Raw genomic sequence first — 18,776 nt, forward strand, 5'->3', positions numbered from 1 at the left:
ATAAGCATGGGATAATAAGAGTAGCCATGAATATAGGCTGTAAAAGAATCAAAGGAGCGAAAACCATGCCTGGCCGATTATTAAAATCCCCGATGAGTCGCAAACAATCTTTGTTGTATATCATCTGTGTTGTTATTCTTGTGTATGTGCTTGTGTATATGCCAACACCTTATATGATCAATGGACCTGGTAGCGCAGATGAACTGAAGCCGATTGTCAGTGTGACAGGTGGACAGAACGATGAAAAAGGAACATTTATGCTAACGACTATCTCTGTAACGTATGCTAATACAGCGATGCTGATTGCTTCTTTGTTTGATTCTAACGAAGAAATTGTCCGCAAAACGATCCAGAGTAATCGTGCTGAATACGAAGCAGAGCAGTTGTATTACATGAGTAGTTCACAATCTTATGCGATCGCTGCTGCCTACAAAAAAGCAGGTATTCCTTATCGTGTACAGCCGCAATATGTATTTGTCGTCAGTGTACCGGATACGAATACGACGATTCATGCAGGAGACAAATTCGTCTCTATTGATGGTCAATCGATTACTTCTTTTGAACAGTTGGAACAAGTCTTAAAAACTAAAAAAGACGGTCAGCAAGTGAAAGTAGTACTAGAACGTGCAGGCTCTCAAGTCACCGAGCAAATTGGTCTAACCCAATTTAAAGATAGTCAGGGACAAACACGTGTCGGATTTGGCGTGTCGATCGGAGAAGTGCAAAAAATTGCACCTGAGGATGCCAGACATGAAGTCAATTTTGCCAATACGAATATCGGTGGGCCTTCGGCTGGATTGATGTTTACGTTAGAAATCTATAATCAATTAACAGCAGGAGATTTGACCCGAGGACATCGTATTGCAGGTACAGGAACGATTAATCCTCAAGGTCAAGTGGGAGAAATTGGTGGTGTTCAGCACAAAGTAGTCGCTGCCCAGCAAGCAGGAGCTACTATTTTTCTAGTGCCTCAAGGTAATTATGCAGATGCCAAAGCACAGTTATCCAAAATGAAATCCTCTATGCAATTGATTCCTGTCAGTACTTTGGATGATGCACTCAAAGCGTTAAATACATTATCTACTTCGTAATATTAATTTGGATTGTACATGTCTATACTCTTATCGGAGAACGTTGATAATCCGAATATAAATAAGAAGATTGTTGCGCCGCAAAGCAAGAAGCTTGAATCGCGGAAGCACGAATATCTAGTTCCATATGAGGATGATCGGTATCTGTTGGTCGTGTAATCACCGGCAGAGAAGCGGTCTTTTTCATTTGCCGTAATAATTCTCTACCTGTATCGGTAAAGCCTAGTACACGAATATAGCCGGGTCCTTTTTTCAAATTAGCAGTATTTAATACAGATGTCGTATGACCTAATAGCAAGTGAGCGATAAGCCGTTGTAATCGGGTATACGTATAACGTTTGGTTTTGAGTGCTGTAATCAGATCGGTAATACTGCAATTTTGCAAAGTAGGTAATATTTTTTTGAAGCGGTATTCCAAGCCTTCACTCATATCATAATACTGTGCCAATTGTTCAGGTGAATGAGTTGTAATCATTTGAAATAAAGATTGCCATAGTTGATTAAGCTCTACAGCACCTCGTCCTGCTGCAACTTCACGCTGAATAATACTCATCGTAGTCTCTGGCAAATACGAAGAGGCTTGCTGATCATTATTAAGAAGTAACTGACGTACCGCTGTAGCACTTGCAATTTGATGATGAGTCGGTTGCAGATCATGATACTGAGATTGTTCGCGCTGGATCGTAGCAGGAACAATCGAACTATGTAGACGATTAAGCGCAATAATATATTGAAGTCCGAGTGTATTATTAGGTTGTGCTAACAAAGATGCGGCTTGATCTGGTATACTATAGAGACGGGCTACTGCTTGACCAAGCGCTCGAGGATAGCTCATGCCTTCTTTGAGACTATTCTGTATCAACAGACGCAGTTCAGGTGATTCATTCGTTAGCAGGTCAGCTAAAGCCTGTAATTGGGAGAGCGAACCAGACTCACTGCCGAATACGAGTGAATGTACGATTCCAGTATGTTCAAGAAGTGATACAGCTCCATAAGCGAACCATTCAGCAGGTTGTACTGTATAAGCAGAAGGCAGTTCGATTACCAGATCGCAGCCAGCTTGTAATGCCATTTCTGTGCGTGCCCATTTGTCAAAAATAGCCGGTTCACCACGTTGTGTGAAGCCACCGCTCATCACAGCTACAATAGCATCAGCTTGTGTGTGTTCGCGCGTTTTTTGCAAATGAAGTAAATGTCCGTAATGAAGCGGGTTGTATTCAACAATAATTCCTGCGACTTTCATAGGTAGGCTCCTTTATCAAATTTCAAGCTTTCAGATCGAATATAGGTATAAGTATAAACGAAAATAGGTGTTAACCAAAATACATAACTTAACAAATATTCATTGACAAAGCTTGCGTATAATCGGTATAATAATTTTTGTTTGTTTGGAGTGATAATGATGCAATTTCAATTTAGAAAATTGGCGCAAAGCGATCAACCGATAGAGTTTCATGACACGCTTGACATGAGTTCCATTTTAAAGGAACATAGCGATGTTCTGTCTTATACACCTCTCCAAGTAGATGTGAAAGCGGCGCAAAGAGTCAATGAAGTGGTTGATGTACAAGGAACACTGAAACTTGACTTACAGATGGCGTGTGTACGTTGTCTGAAGCCTGTGGATTTGAACTTACAGTTCAAGATTCAGGAAGAATTCAAGCATGGTGAAGAACCAGAAGATGTAGCAGAAGACGACGATACGCTGTATGTGAATACAGATACTGTTGACCTAGCTCCATATATGGAACAAGCTGCTGTACTTGAACTTCCACCTGGAGTATTATGCAGTGAAGACTGCAAAGGTCTTTGCCCGACATGCGGAGTCAACCTGAACGAGCAGGATTGCGGTTGTGACAACACACCTATCGATCCTAGAATGGCAGGACTCAAAGATTTCTTTAAGTGATTTAATGATCATGTAATATGTTCATTGGATAAGATTGATTAGATGAAGGAGGTGGGAACAATGGCAGTACCTCAACGGAGAACTTCCAAAACACGTCGTGACAAACGTCGTACACATTTTAAATTGGCAGTACCTGGTTTGGTGAAATGCGAGCAATGCGGAGAAATGAAATTGGCTCACCGCGTTTGCAAAGTATGCGGAACATACAAATCAAGAGAGATTATCAAACAATAGTCTTTCACAAAGGTAGTACTTCATCTTTTGGTGAAGTACTATTTTTTTGTATGTAGACTTTTATCTATACAACACAATGTTCACAGAAAAAAGAAGTTTGGAGTATAACCTAGACCAGGCACTTTCTTTTTGGTGCAATATGCTTTATACTACATTCTTAGTACCAGGTTCTAAAAAATGAATAACAACTAAAACCACATAGGTTTACATATATTATGAATTGTAATAAACAATATAGAGATTATAGTTGGTATGTTCTATAACTATTCTAAATCTGTGTGCGATATGCGTAACACCAAGGAGGTGCGTAGCCATCGAACGTTTGCCCAAACGGCAGCGACAACAACGGCTCGTGAAGATTATCGAAGAGAATCCGTTTGTGACTGATCAAGAATTAACCAGACAACTAAAAGTCAGTATTCAGACGATTCGTCTGGATCGAATGGAACTCGGAATACCGGAGTTGCGCGAGCGAATGAAGTTGATGGCTGAGCGCTCCTACGATCAGGTAAAATCACTTCCTCTAGATGAAGTCATCGGAGATGTTGTTGATCTGCAACTCGACAAAAGCGGAATTTCAATTTTTGAAATTCGTGAAGAACATATATTTTCTCGTACACAGATTGCACGTGGACATCATATTTTTGCACAGGCGAATTCATTAGCAGTAGCGGTTATTAACGATGCGATTGCTTTGACAGCATCGGCAGATATTCGTTTTGTTCGTTCGGTTCATCTAGGTGAAAAATGTATTGCCAAAGCATACGTACAATCAAACCCTTCACGCAAAGGAAAAGCTAAAGTAGAAGTGCTGACCTATGTTGGTGAAGAAATGGTATTTCAAGGAAACTTTACGATTTATCGATCAGACGGTGAAGAACAGCATGAAGGAGGAGTAGATCATGATAATCGCCATTGATGCGATGGGCGGAGATCACGCTCCAGACAGCAATGTATTAGGTGGGCTAGAAGCCGCCAAAGAATGGCAAGATACCGAGATCATTCTAGTAGGAGACGAATCTCGTATCCGGGCACTACTTACAGAGATTCCATCCAATTTAAAAATAGTACATACGACTGAAATCATTGAAGCTGAAGATGAGCCTGTCAAAGCGGTTCGTCGCAAAAAAGACGCTTCGATGGTGGTAGCAGGTCGTATGGTCAAAGAAGGCAATGCTCAAGCAATGATCTCAGCAGGAAATACAGGTGCACTGATGACAACAGGTCTACTGGTTGTCGGTCGTATCAAAGGCATCGAACGTCCTGCGCTGGCGCCTATGATTCCAACGATTGATGATGGCGGTACACTGGCGCTTGATCTTGGAGCGAATATGGATGCGAAGCCAGAACATCTAGCCCAGTATGCACTAATGGGAAGCATTTACAGAGATAAAGTTCATGGCATTTCTAACCCGCGTGTCGGCTTATTAAACGTAGGTACAGAAGCGAACAAAGGAAATGAATTAACCAAAGAAGCGTATCCGTTACTAGAAGCATTACCTATTAATTTTGTAGGCAATGTAGAAGCGCGTGATGTACTTAATGGTGTATGTGATGTGTTGGTCTGTGATGGTTTTGCAGGAAATATTATGTTAAAGTCACTTGAAGGTACAGCATCGGCTATGTTCTCGCTGCTCAAGCAACAATTTAGCAAATCGCTAAAAACGAAGATTGGAGCAGCATTATTGATGCCTGAACTTCGCGGTCTAAAAAGCAAGCTGGATTACAAAGAGCACGGAGGCGCTCCTTTGCTAGGATTGAACGGGCTTGTTCTCAAAAGTCATGGTTCATCTGATGCCGGAGCCATTAAGCATGCTGTTCGTCAAGCAAGAATAGCGATCAGCAATCAGTTAGTTGAAAATATATCTAAAGAAGTTATACAATAAGCATCTTGCGTCATGTTTTATCCATCCCCACCGTAATGACATGGAATGAAAACGATGAGGAAATTAGTGGGAAGAGAGTGACACCAATGATTAATGTTTTACCTATCGGAATTATCGGAACAGGAAAATATGTTCCTGAAAAAATATTAACAAATGCTGATCTTGAAAAAATGGTAGAAACGAATGACGAATGGATTGTCAGTCGTACAGGTATTCGTGAACGTCATATTGCAGCTCCTGAGCAAGCAACTTCTGATTTGGCTTATGAAGCAGCCCTCAAAGCATTAGAATCAGCAGGTATGGATGCAACAGAATTGGATTTGATTGTTGTAGCTACGATTACACCGGATACGTTTTTCCCATCAACCGCTTGTATTTTGCAAGATAAATTAGGTGCAAAAAACGCGGCGGCTTTTGATTTATCAGCAGCTTGTTCTGGATTTGTCTATTCATTAGCATCTGCAACGAGTATGTTGCAAATGGGTTTATATAAAAATGCGCTTGTTATCGGAGCAGATACACTATCTCGTATTACAGATTATACAGATCGTAACACTTGTGTATTGTTCGGTGATGGTGCTGGAGCAGTTATTATCGGTGAAGTAGGCGAAGGTCGTGGTTTCAAATCATTCGATCTAGGCGCTGAAGGTTCTGGTGGCGAGTTGTTGACGATGCCAGCCGGTGGTTCCCGTTTGCCAGCTTCAACAGAAACGTTAAGCAATAATCAACATTACATCCGTATGGGTGGACGTGAAGTATTCAAATTTGCTGTTCGTGTTATGGGTTCAGCAACAGATGAAGTCCTTCGCAAAGCTGGAATGACCAAAGACGATATCGATATCTTAATTCCGCATCAAGCGAATATTCGTATTATTCAATCCGCAATGAATCGTCTGGAATTATCAGAAGATCGTGTCATGATTAATGTAGACAAATACGCGAATACATCAGCGGCTTCGATTCCGCTTGCATTGGTAGAAGCAGTAGAATTAGGACGTATCAAAGAAGGCGACCGTGTAGTCATGGTTGGTTTTGGTGGCGGTCTGACTTGGGGCGCATCCGTATTAGTCTGGTAAGGATATATATTGGACGAGTAGAAGTAATAGGGAGGAGATTATTCCTATGGGTAAAATAGCATTTGTATTTCCAGGTCAAGGTGCGCAAAAAGTAGGTATGGCAAAAGATGTACATGATGCACTACCTCAAGCCGCACAATTATTCAAAACAGCTGATCAAACACTAGGTTTTAGTATCAGTGAGCTTGCTTTTGAAGGACCGGAAGAGCAATTGAAACAAACAGCGAATACACAACCTGCTTTGTTAACAGCTAGTATCGCTTTACTGGAAGCTTTGAAATCTAAAAATATTACACCTGATTATGTAGCAGGACATAGTCTTGGTGAGTATAGCGCTCTTGTAGCAGCTAATGCTTTAGATTTTGAAGAAGCGGTGGCTATTGTTCGTGCACGCGGACAATTTATGGAACAAGCCGTACCATCCGGTCAAGGAGCTATGGCAGCCGTACTTGGAGCAGAACGTGAACCTTTAGCAGCATTATGTGCTGAAATCTCGGCTACAGGGCATGCTGTTGAACTTGCGAATGTGAACTGTCCTGGACAGATTGTAGTATCCGGTTCGGTAGAAGGTGTTAATGCTGTATCTGCAAGAATCAAAGAAATTGGTGGGAAGCGCGCGATCATGCTTGAAGTCAGTGGCCCTTTCCATTCTTCATTGATGAAATCAGCAGCAGATCAATTGTCTGAACGTTTGCAGTCGGTATCTTTCCGCGATGCTACAGTGCCTGTAGTAGCGAACGTCACAGCAACAACCGTTACCACAGCAAGCGAGATTCAAGCATTACTGGTAGAACAGGTATACTCTCCTGTATTATGGGAAGATAGTGTTCGCTTTCTGATCAATGAAGGTGTGGATACTTTTATCGAAATTGGTCCTGGGAACGTATTGACAGGATTGATCAAAAAAATAGATAAAAATGTACGCTTGATTAATATAAGCAGTCTGGAAAGTATAGAAGCACTTCAAGTGGAAGTATAATCTTCCCTCCAGAAGCCGGATCAGATGATTCATTTGAAAAGGAGATGCGTATGTTATGAGTAAGCCACTTCAAGGACAAGCTGCTTTGGTTACAGGAGCTTCACGAGGAATAGGTCGTAGTATTGCGCTTGCACTAGCAGAAGCTGGAGCAGATATCGCAGTCAACTATGCAGGTAGTGAAGATGCTGCTAACGAAACAGTACGTCTGATCGAAGAATTAGGTGTCAAAGCTTTTGCAGTTCGCGCCAATGTAGGTATTGCTGCGGAAGCAGAAGCGATGGTCAAACAAGTTAATGAAACATTTGGTAAAATCGACATTTTGATTAATAATGCAGGTATTACCCGTGATAACCTGATCATGCGAATGAAAGAAGACGAATTTGATCAAGTGATTGAGACGAACCTCAAAGGCGTATTCAATTGCCTCAAAGCGGTGACTCGTCCCATGATGAAACAACGTTACGGTCGCATTATTAATATTTCTTCTGTAGTTGGTGTACTAGGTAACCCTGGTCAAGCTAACTATGTCGCAGCCAAAGCAGGTGTGATTGGTTTAACCAAAGCATCGGCAAAAGAATTAGCTTCACGTGGCATCACAGTGAATTGTGTGGCGCCCGGATTTATTGCAACAGATATGACGGATGAACTGAGTGAAGAACTGCGTAACAAAATGCTAGAAGGGATTCCGCTTGCACGTCTCGGTCAACCCGAGGAAATTGCATCGGTTGTTTCTTTCTTGGTATCACCAGCAGCTTCTTACATGACAGGGCAGACGCTTCATGTGGATGGCGGTATGTACATGTAAAAGAAGTACAATATCCCTTTTATGGATATGTGGCTTTTTGCGTGTGATTTTCGTATAATACTTTGGAAGAGGAGGTGAAACGGATGTCTGATGTTTTGGATCGTGTAAAACGCATCGTTATTGACCGTTTGGGAGCTGACGAAGCTGAAATTAAATTAGAATCATCTTTTAAAGATGATCTTGGAGCAGATTCGCTTGATGTAGTGGAACTGGTTATGGAATTGGAAGATGAGTTTGACTTGGAAATTTCTGACGAAGATGCGGAGAAAATTACGACCGTAGGTGAAGTTGTAAATTACATACAATCTCATACCTAAGGCTTAACAAAAGTCCCGTTACCTGCTTGTTAGCGGGCCGGGACTTCTCCTCATTTTGGCGTCTTTTGTCTTTTGGATGGAACAAAAAATATACACATGCAGTCGATATAGAGGTGAATGTGTTTGAAGCATAGAGTAGTAATTACAGGCTTGGGAGTTATGACTTCCCTTGGTAAAGATAAAGATACATTTTGGAATAATATTATTACCGGTCAATCCGGTGTAAGTACCATTGAAAGTTTTGATGTCAGTGGCTATCCTACGCAAATTGCTGCCGAAGTCAAAGACTTCAATGCAGAAGATTATATGGAACGCAAAGAAGCACGTAAAATGGATCGTTTTGTTCAATTTGCAGAAGCAGCAACTGTAGAAGCATTAAAAGACAGTAAGCTTAATATTGCAGAAGATACTGATCCTGAACGTGTAGGGGTTATTATCGGATCTGGTATTGGTGGTCTAGGAACGTTTGAAGATCAACATGCTATTCTGATGCAAAAAGGACCTAAACGGATTAGTCCATTCTTTATTCCAATGATGATCGCTAATATGGCTTCTGGTCATGTATCTATTCTTCACGGCGCAAAAGGACCGAACTTGGCTCCTGTAAGTGCTTGTGCAAGTGGTAGTCATGCGATTGGAGATTCATTTAAATTTATCCGTGATGGTGAAGCAGACGTTATGATCACTGGTGGTGCTGAAGCAACGATTCGTCCTTCGGGATTGGGTGGTTTCTGTGCGATGCGTGCGATGTCTACACGCAACGATGAAGCAACAACAGCAAGTCGTCCGTTTGATACCGGTCGTGATGGATTTGTAATGGGTGAAGGTTCAGGAATTATGATTCTTGAATCGTTGGAACATGCTCAAAAGCGTGGTGCTCATATCTATGCTGAAGTAATCGGTTATGGATTAAGCGCAGATGCTCATCATATGACAGAGCCTGATCCTGATGGCCCAGCTCGTTGTATGAAAATGGCAATTCGCAGTGCAGGAATTACACCGGAAGATATTGATTATATCAATGCTCATGGTACATCTACTCCTGTAGGCGATAAGTCCGAAACGAAAGCAATCAAATTGGCATTAGGCGATCATGCGTATAACATCGCTGTAAGTTCGACCAAGTCGATGACAGGTCATTTATTAGGAGCAGCTGGTGGTATCGAAGCTGTAATCTGTGCACTATCTTTAGAAAATCAGATTATTGCTCCAACGATCAATTTGCATGATCAAGATCCTGAATGTGATTTAGACTATGTGCCGAATGAAGCGCGTAAAGCAGATTTGAATGTAGTAATGTCCAACTCTTTTGGATTCGGGGGGCACAATGCCTCAATCATCCTGAAGAAATTTGAAGTGTAAGGAGTCAGTTTCTTGAACGGAGATGTGAAACAGCTACAACAGCAAATTCAAATCCAATTTCAAAACCGTCAATTGCTCAAACAGGCGTTCACTCATGCTTCTTATGTGAATGAACATCGGTTTAGTCAGCATCAAGATAATGAGCGTCTCGAATTTTTGGGCGATGCGGTTTTGGAATTGACAGTGTCGGAGTACCTGTACAATGCATATCCTGAGCGTCCTGAAGGTGAACTTACGAAATTGCGTGCAGCGATTGTATGCGAACCTTCGTTAGTGAAATTTGCAGAAGCGCTCGACTTTGGCAGATACGTTTTGCTTGGCAAAGGAGAAGAATTGACAGGCGGACGTCAGCGTCCAGCACTGCTCGCTGATGTTTTTGAATCTTTTATTGGAGCATTATATCTGGATCAAGGCTTAGAAGCTGTGAAGTCTTTTCTAAACGCACATGTATTCTCAGGCATTTCTCCAGGTGGGCAGTTCCAGATGATGGACTTCAAGACCGAGCTTCAGGAATTAACTCAGCATCACAATATGGGAGTACTGGAGTATCGTATTATTGAAGAGAAAGGCCCTGCACATGAGCGGGAGTTTGTCTCGGAAGTATGTATGGGAGAAGAGAGTTTAGGTCAGGGAGCCGGGCGTTCTAAAAAAGAAGCAGAGCAACGGGCAGCTGCCGCGGCATTGAATCGGTTGAAGTTGAAATAACCGTTCTCTTTTCTGACAATTACAGGACAAACAAAGAGCAAAGAGCAGTCACAGCCAGCTTGCGTGAATCAAGAGGCATCGACCGCTTTTTGCTCTTTTTCCATTGATGAAGCAGCAGGTAATTATGCTACAATAGCAGTAGAGGTGAACAACGAACTATGTTCCTGAAAAGAATAGAATTAGCAGGATTTAAATCTTTTGCTGATAAGACAGAAATGGAATTTGTAAAAGGCATTACCGCCGTTGTCGGACCAAACGGTAGCGGTAAAAGTAACATATCTGACGGAATCCGCTGGGTGCTTGGTGAGCAAAGTGCCAAGTCTCTTCGTGGTGGCAAAATGGAAGATATCATTTTTGCAGGTAGCGATAGTCGAAAAGCAGTCAGCTATTCAGAAGTATCGCTGACACTCGACAATGAAGATCAGACATTACCACTTGATTTCGGTGAAGTCACGATTACGCGTCGTGTACATCGTAGTGGAGATAGCGAATATTTGATTAACAAACAATCGTGTCGTCTCAAAGATATCACCGAGTTATTTATGGATACAGGAATCGGAAAAGAAGCGTATTCGATTATCGGGCAAGGACGGATCGAAGAAATACTAAGTACTCGTTCTGAAGATCGACGGGGTATTTTTGAAGAAGCATCAGGTATTGTAAAATACAAATCTCGTAAAAAAGACGCTGTTCGCAAATTAGATGATACCGAGCAAAATTTATTGCGTATCTATGATCTTGTGCATGAGCTTGAAGATCAAATAGAACCGCTCAAAGAACAATCGACCAAAGCGATTCATTTTAAAGAACTGAAAGAAGAACTTAAACATAAAGAAATCTCTCTCTATGTTCATGGGATTGAACGGATTCATACAGCTTGGAGTACAGCAAGTGCCAAAATGGCTGAACTGGAAAAAGTACAACAACGACTAGCTAGTGTCGTATCCGGTCATGATGAGAAGCTTGAAAATGAACGTGGTGCTCTACGTGAAGCTGAAGAAGCCGTAGAAACATTACAAGGACTGTTGTTGCAATATAGCGAGCAGACAGAGAAGTCTGAAGGTCTGGGCGAATTACTCAAAGAACGCCGCCTTAATTTAGAGCAAAATCAAAAGCAATTAGGTGTAGCTTTAGAGCGTAGTGAAGAACGTACCAGTCAGCGCACAGATGAAAGTCAACAGCTACAGACCAAATTTGCCACATTGACCAAGCAGTTACATGAACTACAACAAATGATTGCTCAAGAAGAAAATAGTTTGTTGCAGATTAATGGTGGTATTGGACAGCATCAAGAAGAAAGTTTAAAAGGTGAACTTTTGGAATTGATGAATACGATGGCACAAGCTCGTAATGAAATTCGGTATGCTGATCAACAGACAGAGAATACTCAGCGGCGGATGGTACGAGCTGAAAGCGAATCGGGTAAATGGCAGACTGAGAAAAAACGGCTTGAAGATAGCAAAGCCGCTTCTGCGGTACAAACCGATAAGTTGGCCAAAGAAATCGCTAAAGTACGTGTTGATTATATTCAACATAGTGAGCAATTGCATAAATTGCAAAAGTCTGGCGAAGAAATGCAGACAGCTATTCGCAAATGGGAACAGCGCCGTGAAGCGTTGATATCTCGCCGTGATACGATGCAGGAAATGCAAGAAGATTTTGAAGGCTTTATGCTAGGAGTCAAAGAAGTACTCAAAGCTTCACGCAATTCTCAGCTTCAAGGTGTACACGGAGCTGTTGCTGAACTTATTACAGTTCCTGAAAAATTAGAACTGGCTATGGAGACAGCACTAGGCGCGTCCGTACAGCATGTCGTTATGGAAAATGAAGAAGTATCGCGTAAAGCGATCGCTTTTTTGAAGCAACGTCAATTAGGCAGAGCTACATTTTTGCCACTAGATGTTATTCGTCCACGTAAAATGCAAGATAATGACAAACGACTTGCTGAAAATGCAGAAGGTTTTGTTGGTATCGGTGCTGAGCTTGTAGGTTATGATGAGCGTTATGCAGCGATCGTAGGCAGTCTGATCGGTAGTGTAGTTATAGCAGAAACGTTAGAACAAGCCAACCGTATAGCAGGTAAGCTCGGTTATCGCTACCGGATCGTTACGCTTGAAGGTGATGTGGTAAACGCGGGTGGATCGATGACCGGTGGTAGTCAACACAAAAAGAACAACAATCTACTAGGACGCAAGCGTCAACTTGATCAACTAGAACATGAGATTGTTGAAAGTGAATCTCAAGTCAAACGTCTACAAAAAGAAATTATCGATGTGCAAAAACGATTGCAAGATCATGAAAATCGTCTGGATCAATTGCGAGCAGATGGTGATCGCAAACGTACAGAAGAACAGCAAGTTGCAAGTGAACTCAAACAAATCGAACATGAGTTACGCCATGTGAATGAACAATATGAATTATATGGGCAAGAGAAAAGCAGCTATACCGAAGAGCTAGCCACTATTGCGAAAGCTCGTAAAGAAGCAGAACAGAAACTGATTGAATTGCAAAAGCAAGAACAGGCGATTCAAGACGGTATTCAAAATGCAGAAAAAATGCGTAAATCAAATGAGTCTGCCAAAGAGCAATTGCAAGAAAAAGTGACTGATCTCAAAATTCGTGAAGGTAAGCTCAGTCAGGAAATATTTTCGCTGGAAGAGCAGTTGTCTCGTTCACAGGAAGAATCGCAAGATTATGGTCAGGAGTTACAGAGCAATCGTGATCAACTGGCTGTGATTGTCAAAGATTTGGAAAAAAATGAACGAGAACAAAAGCGTCAGTGTGAAGAATTGGAACGTCTACGCCGTAAACGTACAGAGACCAGCGAACAACTAGAGTTAAAACGTGCAGAACGTGCGCGATTACAACAAAAGTTAGAGTTGGAAGAAAACGAAACGCGCGAACAACGAAATGAACTCAAAGTCGTTGAAGATGAACTTCGCAAAATAGAGATTCAAGTCAATCGTCTGGATGTAGAGTTGGAAAATATTCTAGCTAAATTACGCGAAGATTATGAACTCACTTACGAAATGGCAAAAAGAGATTATGAATTACCTGAAGATATCGAGTTTGCTGAAAAAGAGGTACGTCATCTCAAATCTAGAATTACCAACTTGGGTGAAGTCAATCTAGGAGCGATCGAAGAATATCAACGCGTCAATGAGCGTTACGAATTTTTGACACTTCAACAAAATGATCTGGTTGAAGCCAAAACAACACTATATCAAGTTATTCGCGAAATGGATGAAGAAATGTCCAAACGTTTCAAAGTTACATTCGATGCGATTCGTGGTCAATTTGGAACGGTCTTCAGTAAACTGTTCGGAGGCGGTCGTGCTGATCTTGTATTGATTGATCCTGAACGTATGCTAGAAACAGGGATTGATATTGTGGCACAACCACCGGGTAAAAAATTGCAAAATCTACAATTACTTTCTGGTGGCGAACGAGCTTTAACTGCGATGGCATTATTATTTGCAATTTTACAAGTCAAACCTGTACCGTTCTGTGTACTGGATGAAGTAGAAGCAGCACTTGATGAAGCGAATGTAGTGCGGTTTGCACAGTATTTAAGAGAGTTTTCAGGACTTACCCAGTTTATCGTAGTCACTCATCGTAAAGGCACGATGGAAGAAGCTGACGTGCTCTATGGAGTCACGATGGAAGAAGGCGGCGTATCGAAGCTAGTTTCTGTCAAATTAGATGATGAAGAAGCAGATATTGCGTAATAATCATTTTTTTGAACGACAGCATATTCGTATACAGCGATAACGATTGAAGTAACATCAATACCGTTAAGATATCTAACGGGATGTATAGGATCGTTAGATATCTTGATATTAAGCACTTTACACTATAGATCATCTGGAGGAATCTCATGAGCTTTTTTAAAAAGTTAAAAGAAAGTATTTCTACAAAAACAGAAACAGTGACCAAACAGTTCCGTGATGGTCTGGAAAAAACACGTAAAGGTTTTGTCGAAAAAGTATCTGACCTTGTAATTCGTCGCAAAAAAATCGATGAAGAATTTTATGAAGAATTAGAAGAGATCCTAATCGGAGCAGATGTGGGCGTCAACACAGTGATGGAACTGATTGATGATCTTCGTGATGAAGTGCGTATTCGTAGAATCGAAAATGCTGCTGAACTACAACCTGTATTATCTGAGAAATTAACAGGTTTACTTCGTGGAAACGAAAATACAGGCTTAAATATGCAACCAAATGGAATTACAGTTATTCTGTTTGTTGGTGTAAATGGTGTTGGTAAAACAACAACAATTGGTAAAATGGCACACCGTTTCAAACAAGAAGGCAAAAAAGTACTACTGGCAGCAGGAGATACATTCCGTGCCGGAGCTATCGAGCAATTAGAAGTATGGGGTCAACGTGCAGGGGTAGAAGTCATCAAGCAACAATCAGGTTCTGATCCGGCAGCCGTAATGTACGATGCTGTACGTGCAGCTAAGCAACGTGGAGCAGATGTATTGCTATGTGATACCGCAGGACGTTTACAAAATAAAAGTAATCTAATGGATGAGTTGAATAAAATTTTCCGTGTTATTCAACGTGAAATTCCAGACGCTCCGCATGAAGTACTGATGGTATTGGATGCGACAACAGGTCAAAATGCATTAAGTCAGGCTAAATTATTCGGTGAGAAAAGTGGCGTGACTGGTCTGGTACTGACCAAGTTAGATGGAACAGCTAAAGGCGGAATTGTTGTTGCGATTCGTCAAGAATTAGATTTACCTGTGAAATTTGTAGGTTTGGGTGAGAAGATCGATGATCTACAACCATTTGATAGTGAGCAATTTGTACATGCTCTATTTGCTGGTTTGATTCAAGAAGAGGAAGAGACAGAACAAGCCGACTCTAAAGAGTAAGTAAGAATAGCAAAACTAGCATCTGAATTAGCAACTGCGTTATACTAGAAGTATAAGATATATCATTTCAGACAGTAGCCGTCGAACATTATAATAAGAGATAACGTTCGCTGGCTACTGTTTTTTTATATCTAAATAGACACCAATTCGTTTGGTATACATAACCTTTACGCATCAAGTAGATATAGTAGATTTGGGATATTGGTTAGGAGAAAGGAAGTGAATTATGGCTGATACACATACTTATAGCCGTAAAGAAGAAGTAGCTAATGCTGTAACTCATGGTATAGGAGCTGCTCTTAGTATTGCTGCCCTTGTTATTTTGATTGTATTTGCTACATTAAAAGGTAGCCCGTGGCATGTAGTCAGTTTTACGATTTATGGAGTTAGTATGTTGTTGTTATATATTAGCTCAACATTGGTTCATGGATTTAGAGATGGTAAAGCCAAAGATTTGTTTGAAATTTTTGATCATTCAGCGATTTATCTATTTATTGCAGGCACATATACACCTTTAATGCTTATTGTTGTTAAAGGAGTTCTAGGTTGGAGTATTTTTGGAATCGTATGGGGTATAGCTATTTTGGGCTGTGCGTTTAAAGCGTATTTCGTCAAACGGTTTTTATTTATGTCGACGATTTTTTATATTTTAATGGGCTGGTTAATCGTTGTCGCTTGGGAACCGTTAACGACCAATATGGCAAGCGGTGGTATTATTTTACTCGCTATTGGCGGACTGATGTATACACTTGGAACGATCTTTTATGTATGGCGCGGATTTCCTTTTCATCATGCGGTCTGGCATCTATTCGTACTCGCAGGAAGCATTTTGCATTTCTTTATGATTTTATTTTATGTGTTGCCGATTCATCTATAAGAATGAAATCGACCTAAAAAGTTCATATTTTGGTCTTAAAATATCAATATTTTGGGTCCATTTATAAAAGTAATAAGATGTTAAGTAATTATGCTTGACATCTTATTTTATTTTTTGCTATGATATAGAACGTTGATGAGGTGTAAAGTGTTTTTCCTTGACGGAGGGAGTGCCCCAGATGAGTCAAGAGAATCGGCTCGATAAAACGACCCGTGTTAATTCATTATTTGATTTCTATGAGCTTCTGCTTACAGACAAACAGCAGATGTTCCTTAAATACTATTTTCACGATGATTACTCTCTTGGAGAGATTGCCGCAGAGTTCAGTATTAGTCGACAAGCGGTGTACGAACATATCAAACGTGCCGAGCAAGTATTAGAGATGTATGAAGAAAAGCTTGGTTTGATGGAAAAGCATTATCGTCGTTTACGCGATCTAGAAGAACTTAAAAACACATTATCTACAAGCGGGATAGCTCATGATCAGCAATCGCATATGATGGATATCGTAGAGCGCTTGGAAGGTAACGATTAATTCATATATACTTATACATGTAACGATATTCGATATAGATACACACGTAGTACATTTAGGTGAAATAAACGGAGGTGAAGACACATGGCATTTGAAAGCTTAACAACACGACTGCAAAACGTATTTAGCAAACTTCGCGGTAAAGGTAAAGTATCTGAAGAAGATGTAAACGAAGCAATGCGCGAAGTACGGTTAGCGTTGCTTGAAGCAGACGTTAATTTCAAAGTCGTTAAAGAATTCATTTCCAAAGTAAAAGAAAAAGCGGTCGGTACAGATGTGATGGAAAGCTTCACACCTGGCATGGTTATTATCGACATTGTTAATAAAGAATTGACCGAGTTGATGGGTGGAACACAGTCCAAACTTGCCAAAGCAGCCAAACCACCAACAGTGATTATGATGGTCGGTTTGCAAGGTGCTGGTAAAACAACCACATCCGGTAAACTAGCTAAAATGCTTCAAAAACAAAATCATCGTCCTTTACTGGTTGCAGGCGATATTTATCGTCCGGCAGCGATCAAGCAGTTGCAAGTACTGGGAGAGCAAATCAATGCGCCTGTATTTACAATGGGAGATCAGACAAGTCCAGTTGAAATTGCTCGTCAAGCGTTGCAAGAAGCCAAAACGAACAATAATGATTACGTGATTATTGATACAGCAGGTCGCTTGCATATTGATGAAGAATTAATGGATGAATTGCGTCAGATTCATGAATTAACGAATCCAGACGAAGTGCTGTTAGTTGTAGATGCGATGACAGGTCAGGATGCAGTTAATGTAGCCGAGAACTTTAACAGTCAATTGCAATTAACAGGTGTAGTATTGACCAAGCTTGATGGAGATACTCGTGGTGGTGCAGCATTGTCTGTCAAAGCCGTAACAGGTTGCCCGATTAAATTCACAACACTTGGTGAAAAGCTAGACGCTATGGAAGCTTTCCATCCAGAACGTATGGCTTCACGTATTCTAGGTATGGGTGATATGTTATCACTGATCGAAAAAGCTCAAATGAATATCGATGAAGACAAGGCAAAAGAAATGGAACGCAAAATGCGTAATGCCGAGTTCACATTCGAAGATTTCTTAGAGCAAATGGATCAAGTGAAAAAGCTTGGACCGCTTGATCAGATTATGGACATGATTCCTGGTATGGGAAAAATGAAAAATCAAAATCTACAAGTAGATGATAAGCAAGTAGGACGTATCGAAGCGATTGTTCAGTCGATGACTGTTCAGGAGAAACAACATCCAGAAGTGATTAATCATAGTCGTCGTAAGCGGATTGCTACAGGGAGCGGAACGTCTGTTGCAGAAGTAAACCGTCTGATCAAGCAGTTCGATGAGATGCGCCGTATGATGAAGCAGTTCTCGGATATGATGGATCCTAAGGGCGGCGGCAAAAACAATAAAATGATGAAACAAATGCAAAAAATGGGTGGTAAAGGAATGAAATTTCCTTTCCGTTAAGCCCAGGAAATGCAATGTATATACTATTGAACTAATTTGAAGGAGGTGAATTTTCGTGGCAGTACGTATTCGTCTAAAACGCATCGGTGCTCATAAAGCGCCTTTCTATCGTATCGTGGTTTCCGATTCTCGGTCCCCTCGTGATGGCCGTTTCATCGAAGAAATCGGTACTTATAATCCAATTGCAGAACCTTCTGTAACTAAGATTGATGAGGAAAAAGCTCTTCAATGGCTTCAACAAGGAGCACAAGCTTCTGATACCGTTCGCAACTTGCTTAGCAAAGCGGGCGTTATGAAAAAGTTTCATGAGCTTAAACAGCAAAAATAATTGCTGATTCGGAGGAGAATCTATGGAACAATTAGTAATGGTTATTGCTAAAGCTCTCGTGGATCATCCCGATGATGTAAAAGTGAACGTTGTGGAAAAAGAGAACTTGATCGTATACGAACTTAGCGTCCATCCGGACGATGCCGGTAAAGTCATCGGCAAGCAAGGACGTATCGCCAAGGCTCTCCGCACGGTCGTTACATCAGCAGCAGTCAAGACTAATAAACGGGTGACCGTTGATATAATGTCTTAAAAATATACGAAAGAGGGTTAGGATGATGTCCTAGCCCTTTTTCGTACATTTTCAATCAAATTTAAGG

19 protein-coding genes are annotated in these 18,776 nt (G+C 41.0%); 18 read left to right on the forward strand and 1 reads right to left on the reverse strand.

Going from position 1 to position 18,776, the window contains the following annotated elements; genetic code table 11:
• Window positions 1-65: 65 nt before the first annotated feature.
• The gene (locus QE450_RS05515) at window positions 66-1,091 is read left to right on the forward strand and encodes a YlbL family protein (RefSeq protein WP_273615735.1); all 1,026 of its coding nucleotides are present in this window, start codon (window positions 66-68) and stop codon (window positions 1,089-1,091) included.
• 22 nt (window positions 1,092-1,113) lie between these two features.
• Here the strand turns inward: QE450_RS05515 and QE450_RS05520 are convergent, their stop codons facing one another.
• The gene (locus QE450_RS05520) at window positions 1,114-2,334 is read right to left on the reverse strand and encodes a nucleotidyltransferase (RefSeq protein WP_307297667.1); all 1,221 of its coding nucleotides are present in this window, start codon (window positions 2,332-2,334) and stop codon (window positions 1,114-1,116) included.
• Between the two features lie 225 nt (window positions 2,335-2,559).
• On the opposite strand from QE450_RS05520, the gene QE450_RS05525 reads away from it, so the two are divergent.
• The 17 genes from QE450_RS05525 (at window position 2,560) to QE450_RS05605 (ending at window position 18,709) form a co-directional block, all read left to right on the forward strand.
• The gene (locus QE450_RS05525) at window positions 2,560-3,000 is read left to right on the forward strand and encodes a YceD family protein (protein ID WP_273615737.1); all 441 of its coding nucleotides are present in this window, start codon (window positions 2,560-2,562) and stop codon (window positions 2,998-3,000) included.
• A gap of 60 nt (window positions 3,001-3,060) precedes the next feature.
• Complete coding sequence (gene rpmF, locus QE450_RS05530) at window positions 3,061-3,234, forward strand: 50S ribosomal protein L32 (protein ID WP_069327428.1); 174 nt, start codon at window positions 3,061-3,063, stop codon at window positions 3,232-3,234.
• Between the two features lie 322 nt (window positions 3,235-3,556).
• The gene (gene fapR / locus QE450_RS05535; RefSeq protein ID WP_204824616.1) at window positions 3,557-4,153 is read left to right on the forward strand and encodes a transcription factor FapR; all 597 of its coding nucleotides are present in this window, start codon (window positions 3,557-3,559) and stop codon (window positions 4,151-4,153) included.
• A complete protein-coding gene (gene plsX, locus QE450_RS05540; RefSeq protein WP_274170334.1) occupies window positions 4,137-5,120 on the forward strand; it encodes a phosphate acyltransferase PlsX in 984 nt (327 codons plus the stop codon). The genes fapR and plsX overlap by 17 nt, the downstream gene beginning before the upstream one ends.
• 86 nt (window positions 5,121-5,206) lie before the next feature.
• Window positions 5,207-6,196: a beta-ketoacyl-ACP synthase III gene (locus QE450_RS05545; RefSeq protein WP_273615739.1), complete on the forward strand. Its 990-nt coding sequence runs from the start codon at window positions 5,207-5,209 to the stop codon at window positions 6,194-6,196.
• Between the two features lie 46 nt (window positions 6,197-6,242).
• Complete coding sequence (gene fabD, locus QE450_RS05550) at window positions 6,243-7,175, forward strand: ACP S-malonyltransferase (RefSeq protein ID WP_307297676.1); 933 nt, start codon at window positions 6,243-6,245, stop codon at window positions 7,173-7,175.
• A gap of 55 nt (window positions 7,176-7,230) precedes the next feature.
• On the forward strand, window positions 7,231-7,980 hold the full coding sequence (gene fabG / locus QE450_RS05555) for a 3-oxoacyl-[acyl-carrier-protein] reductase (RefSeq protein WP_204824612.1): 750 nt from the start codon (window positions 7,231-7,233) through the stop codon (window positions 7,978-7,980).
• 83 nt (window positions 7,981-8,063) lie between these two features.
• A complete protein-coding gene (acpP, locus tag QE450_RS05560) occupies window positions 8,064-8,297 on the forward strand; it encodes an acyl carrier protein (RefSeq protein ID WP_307297680.1) in 234 nt (77 codons plus the stop codon).
• 123 nt (window positions 8,298-8,420) lie between these two features.
• Window positions 8,421-9,659 carry a beta-ketoacyl-ACP synthase II gene (gene fabF, locus QE450_RS05565; protein WP_273615741.1) on the forward strand — a complete coding sequence of 413 codons (1,239 nt, stop codon included), beginning with the start codon at window positions 8,421-8,423 and terminating at the stop codon, window positions 9,657-9,659.
• Window positions 9,660-9,671: 12 nt separating this feature from the next.
• Window positions 9,672-10,364: a ribonuclease III gene (gene rnc / locus QE450_RS05570; RefSeq protein ID WP_069327420.1), complete on the forward strand. Its 693-nt coding sequence runs from the start codon at window positions 9,672-9,674 to the stop codon at window positions 10,362-10,364.
• Window positions 10,365-10,522: 158 nt separating this feature from the next.
• Window positions 10,523-14,092 carry a chromosome segregation protein SMC gene (smc, locus tag QE450_RS05575; RefSeq protein ID WP_307297684.1) on the forward strand — a complete coding sequence of 1,190 codons (3,570 nt, stop codon included), beginning with the start codon at window positions 10,523-10,525 and terminating at the stop codon, window positions 14,090-14,092.
• A gap of 149 nt (window positions 14,093-14,241) precedes the next feature.
• Entirely contained in the window at window positions 14,242-15,249 is a 1,008-nt protein-coding gene (ftsY, locus tag QE450_RS05580) for a signal recognition particle-docking protein FtsY (RefSeq protein WP_307297686.1), read from the forward strand.
• Between the two features lie 226 nt (window positions 15,250-15,475).
• Window positions 15,476-16,126: a PAQR family membrane homeostasis protein TrhA gene (gene trhA / locus QE450_RS05585; RefSeq protein ID WP_273615744.1), complete on the forward strand. Its 651-nt coding sequence runs from the start codon at window positions 15,476-15,478 to the stop codon at window positions 16,124-16,126.
• Window positions 16,127-16,304: 178 nt separating this feature from the next.
• Window positions 16,305-16,661, forward strand: coding sequence for a putative DNA-binding protein (locus QE450_RS05590; RefSeq protein WP_273615745.1), 357 nt, complete (start codon window positions 16,305-16,307; stop codon window positions 16,659-16,661).
• 84 nt (window positions 16,662-16,745) lie between these two features.
• Complete coding sequence (gene ffh / locus QE450_RS05595; protein ID WP_273615746.1) at window positions 16,746-18,128, forward strand: signal recognition particle protein; 1,383 nt, start codon at window positions 16,746-16,748, stop codon at window positions 18,126-18,128.
• 55 nt (window positions 18,129-18,183) lie between these two features.
• Window positions 18,184-18,456 (forward strand): 30S ribosomal protein S16, encoded by a 273-nt coding sequence (rpsP, locus tag QE450_RS05600; protein WP_273615747.1) that lies wholly within the window; start codon window positions 18,184-18,186, stop codon window positions 18,454-18,456.
• Between the two features lie 22 nt (window positions 18,457-18,478).
• The gene (locus QE450_RS05605; RefSeq protein ID WP_069327413.1) at window positions 18,479-18,709 is read left to right on the forward strand and encodes a KH domain-containing protein; all 231 of its coding nucleotides are present in this window, start codon (window positions 18,479-18,481) and stop codon (window positions 18,707-18,709) included.
• Window positions 18,710-18,776 lie beyond the last annotated feature (67 nt).

Origin of the sequence: Paenibacillus sp. SORGH_AS_0306 (genome assembly GCF_030819345.1) — a bacterium.
Taxonomy (GTDB): Bacteria; Bacillota; Bacilli; order Paenibacillales; family Paenibacillaceae; genus Saccharibacillus; species Saccharibacillus kyungheensis.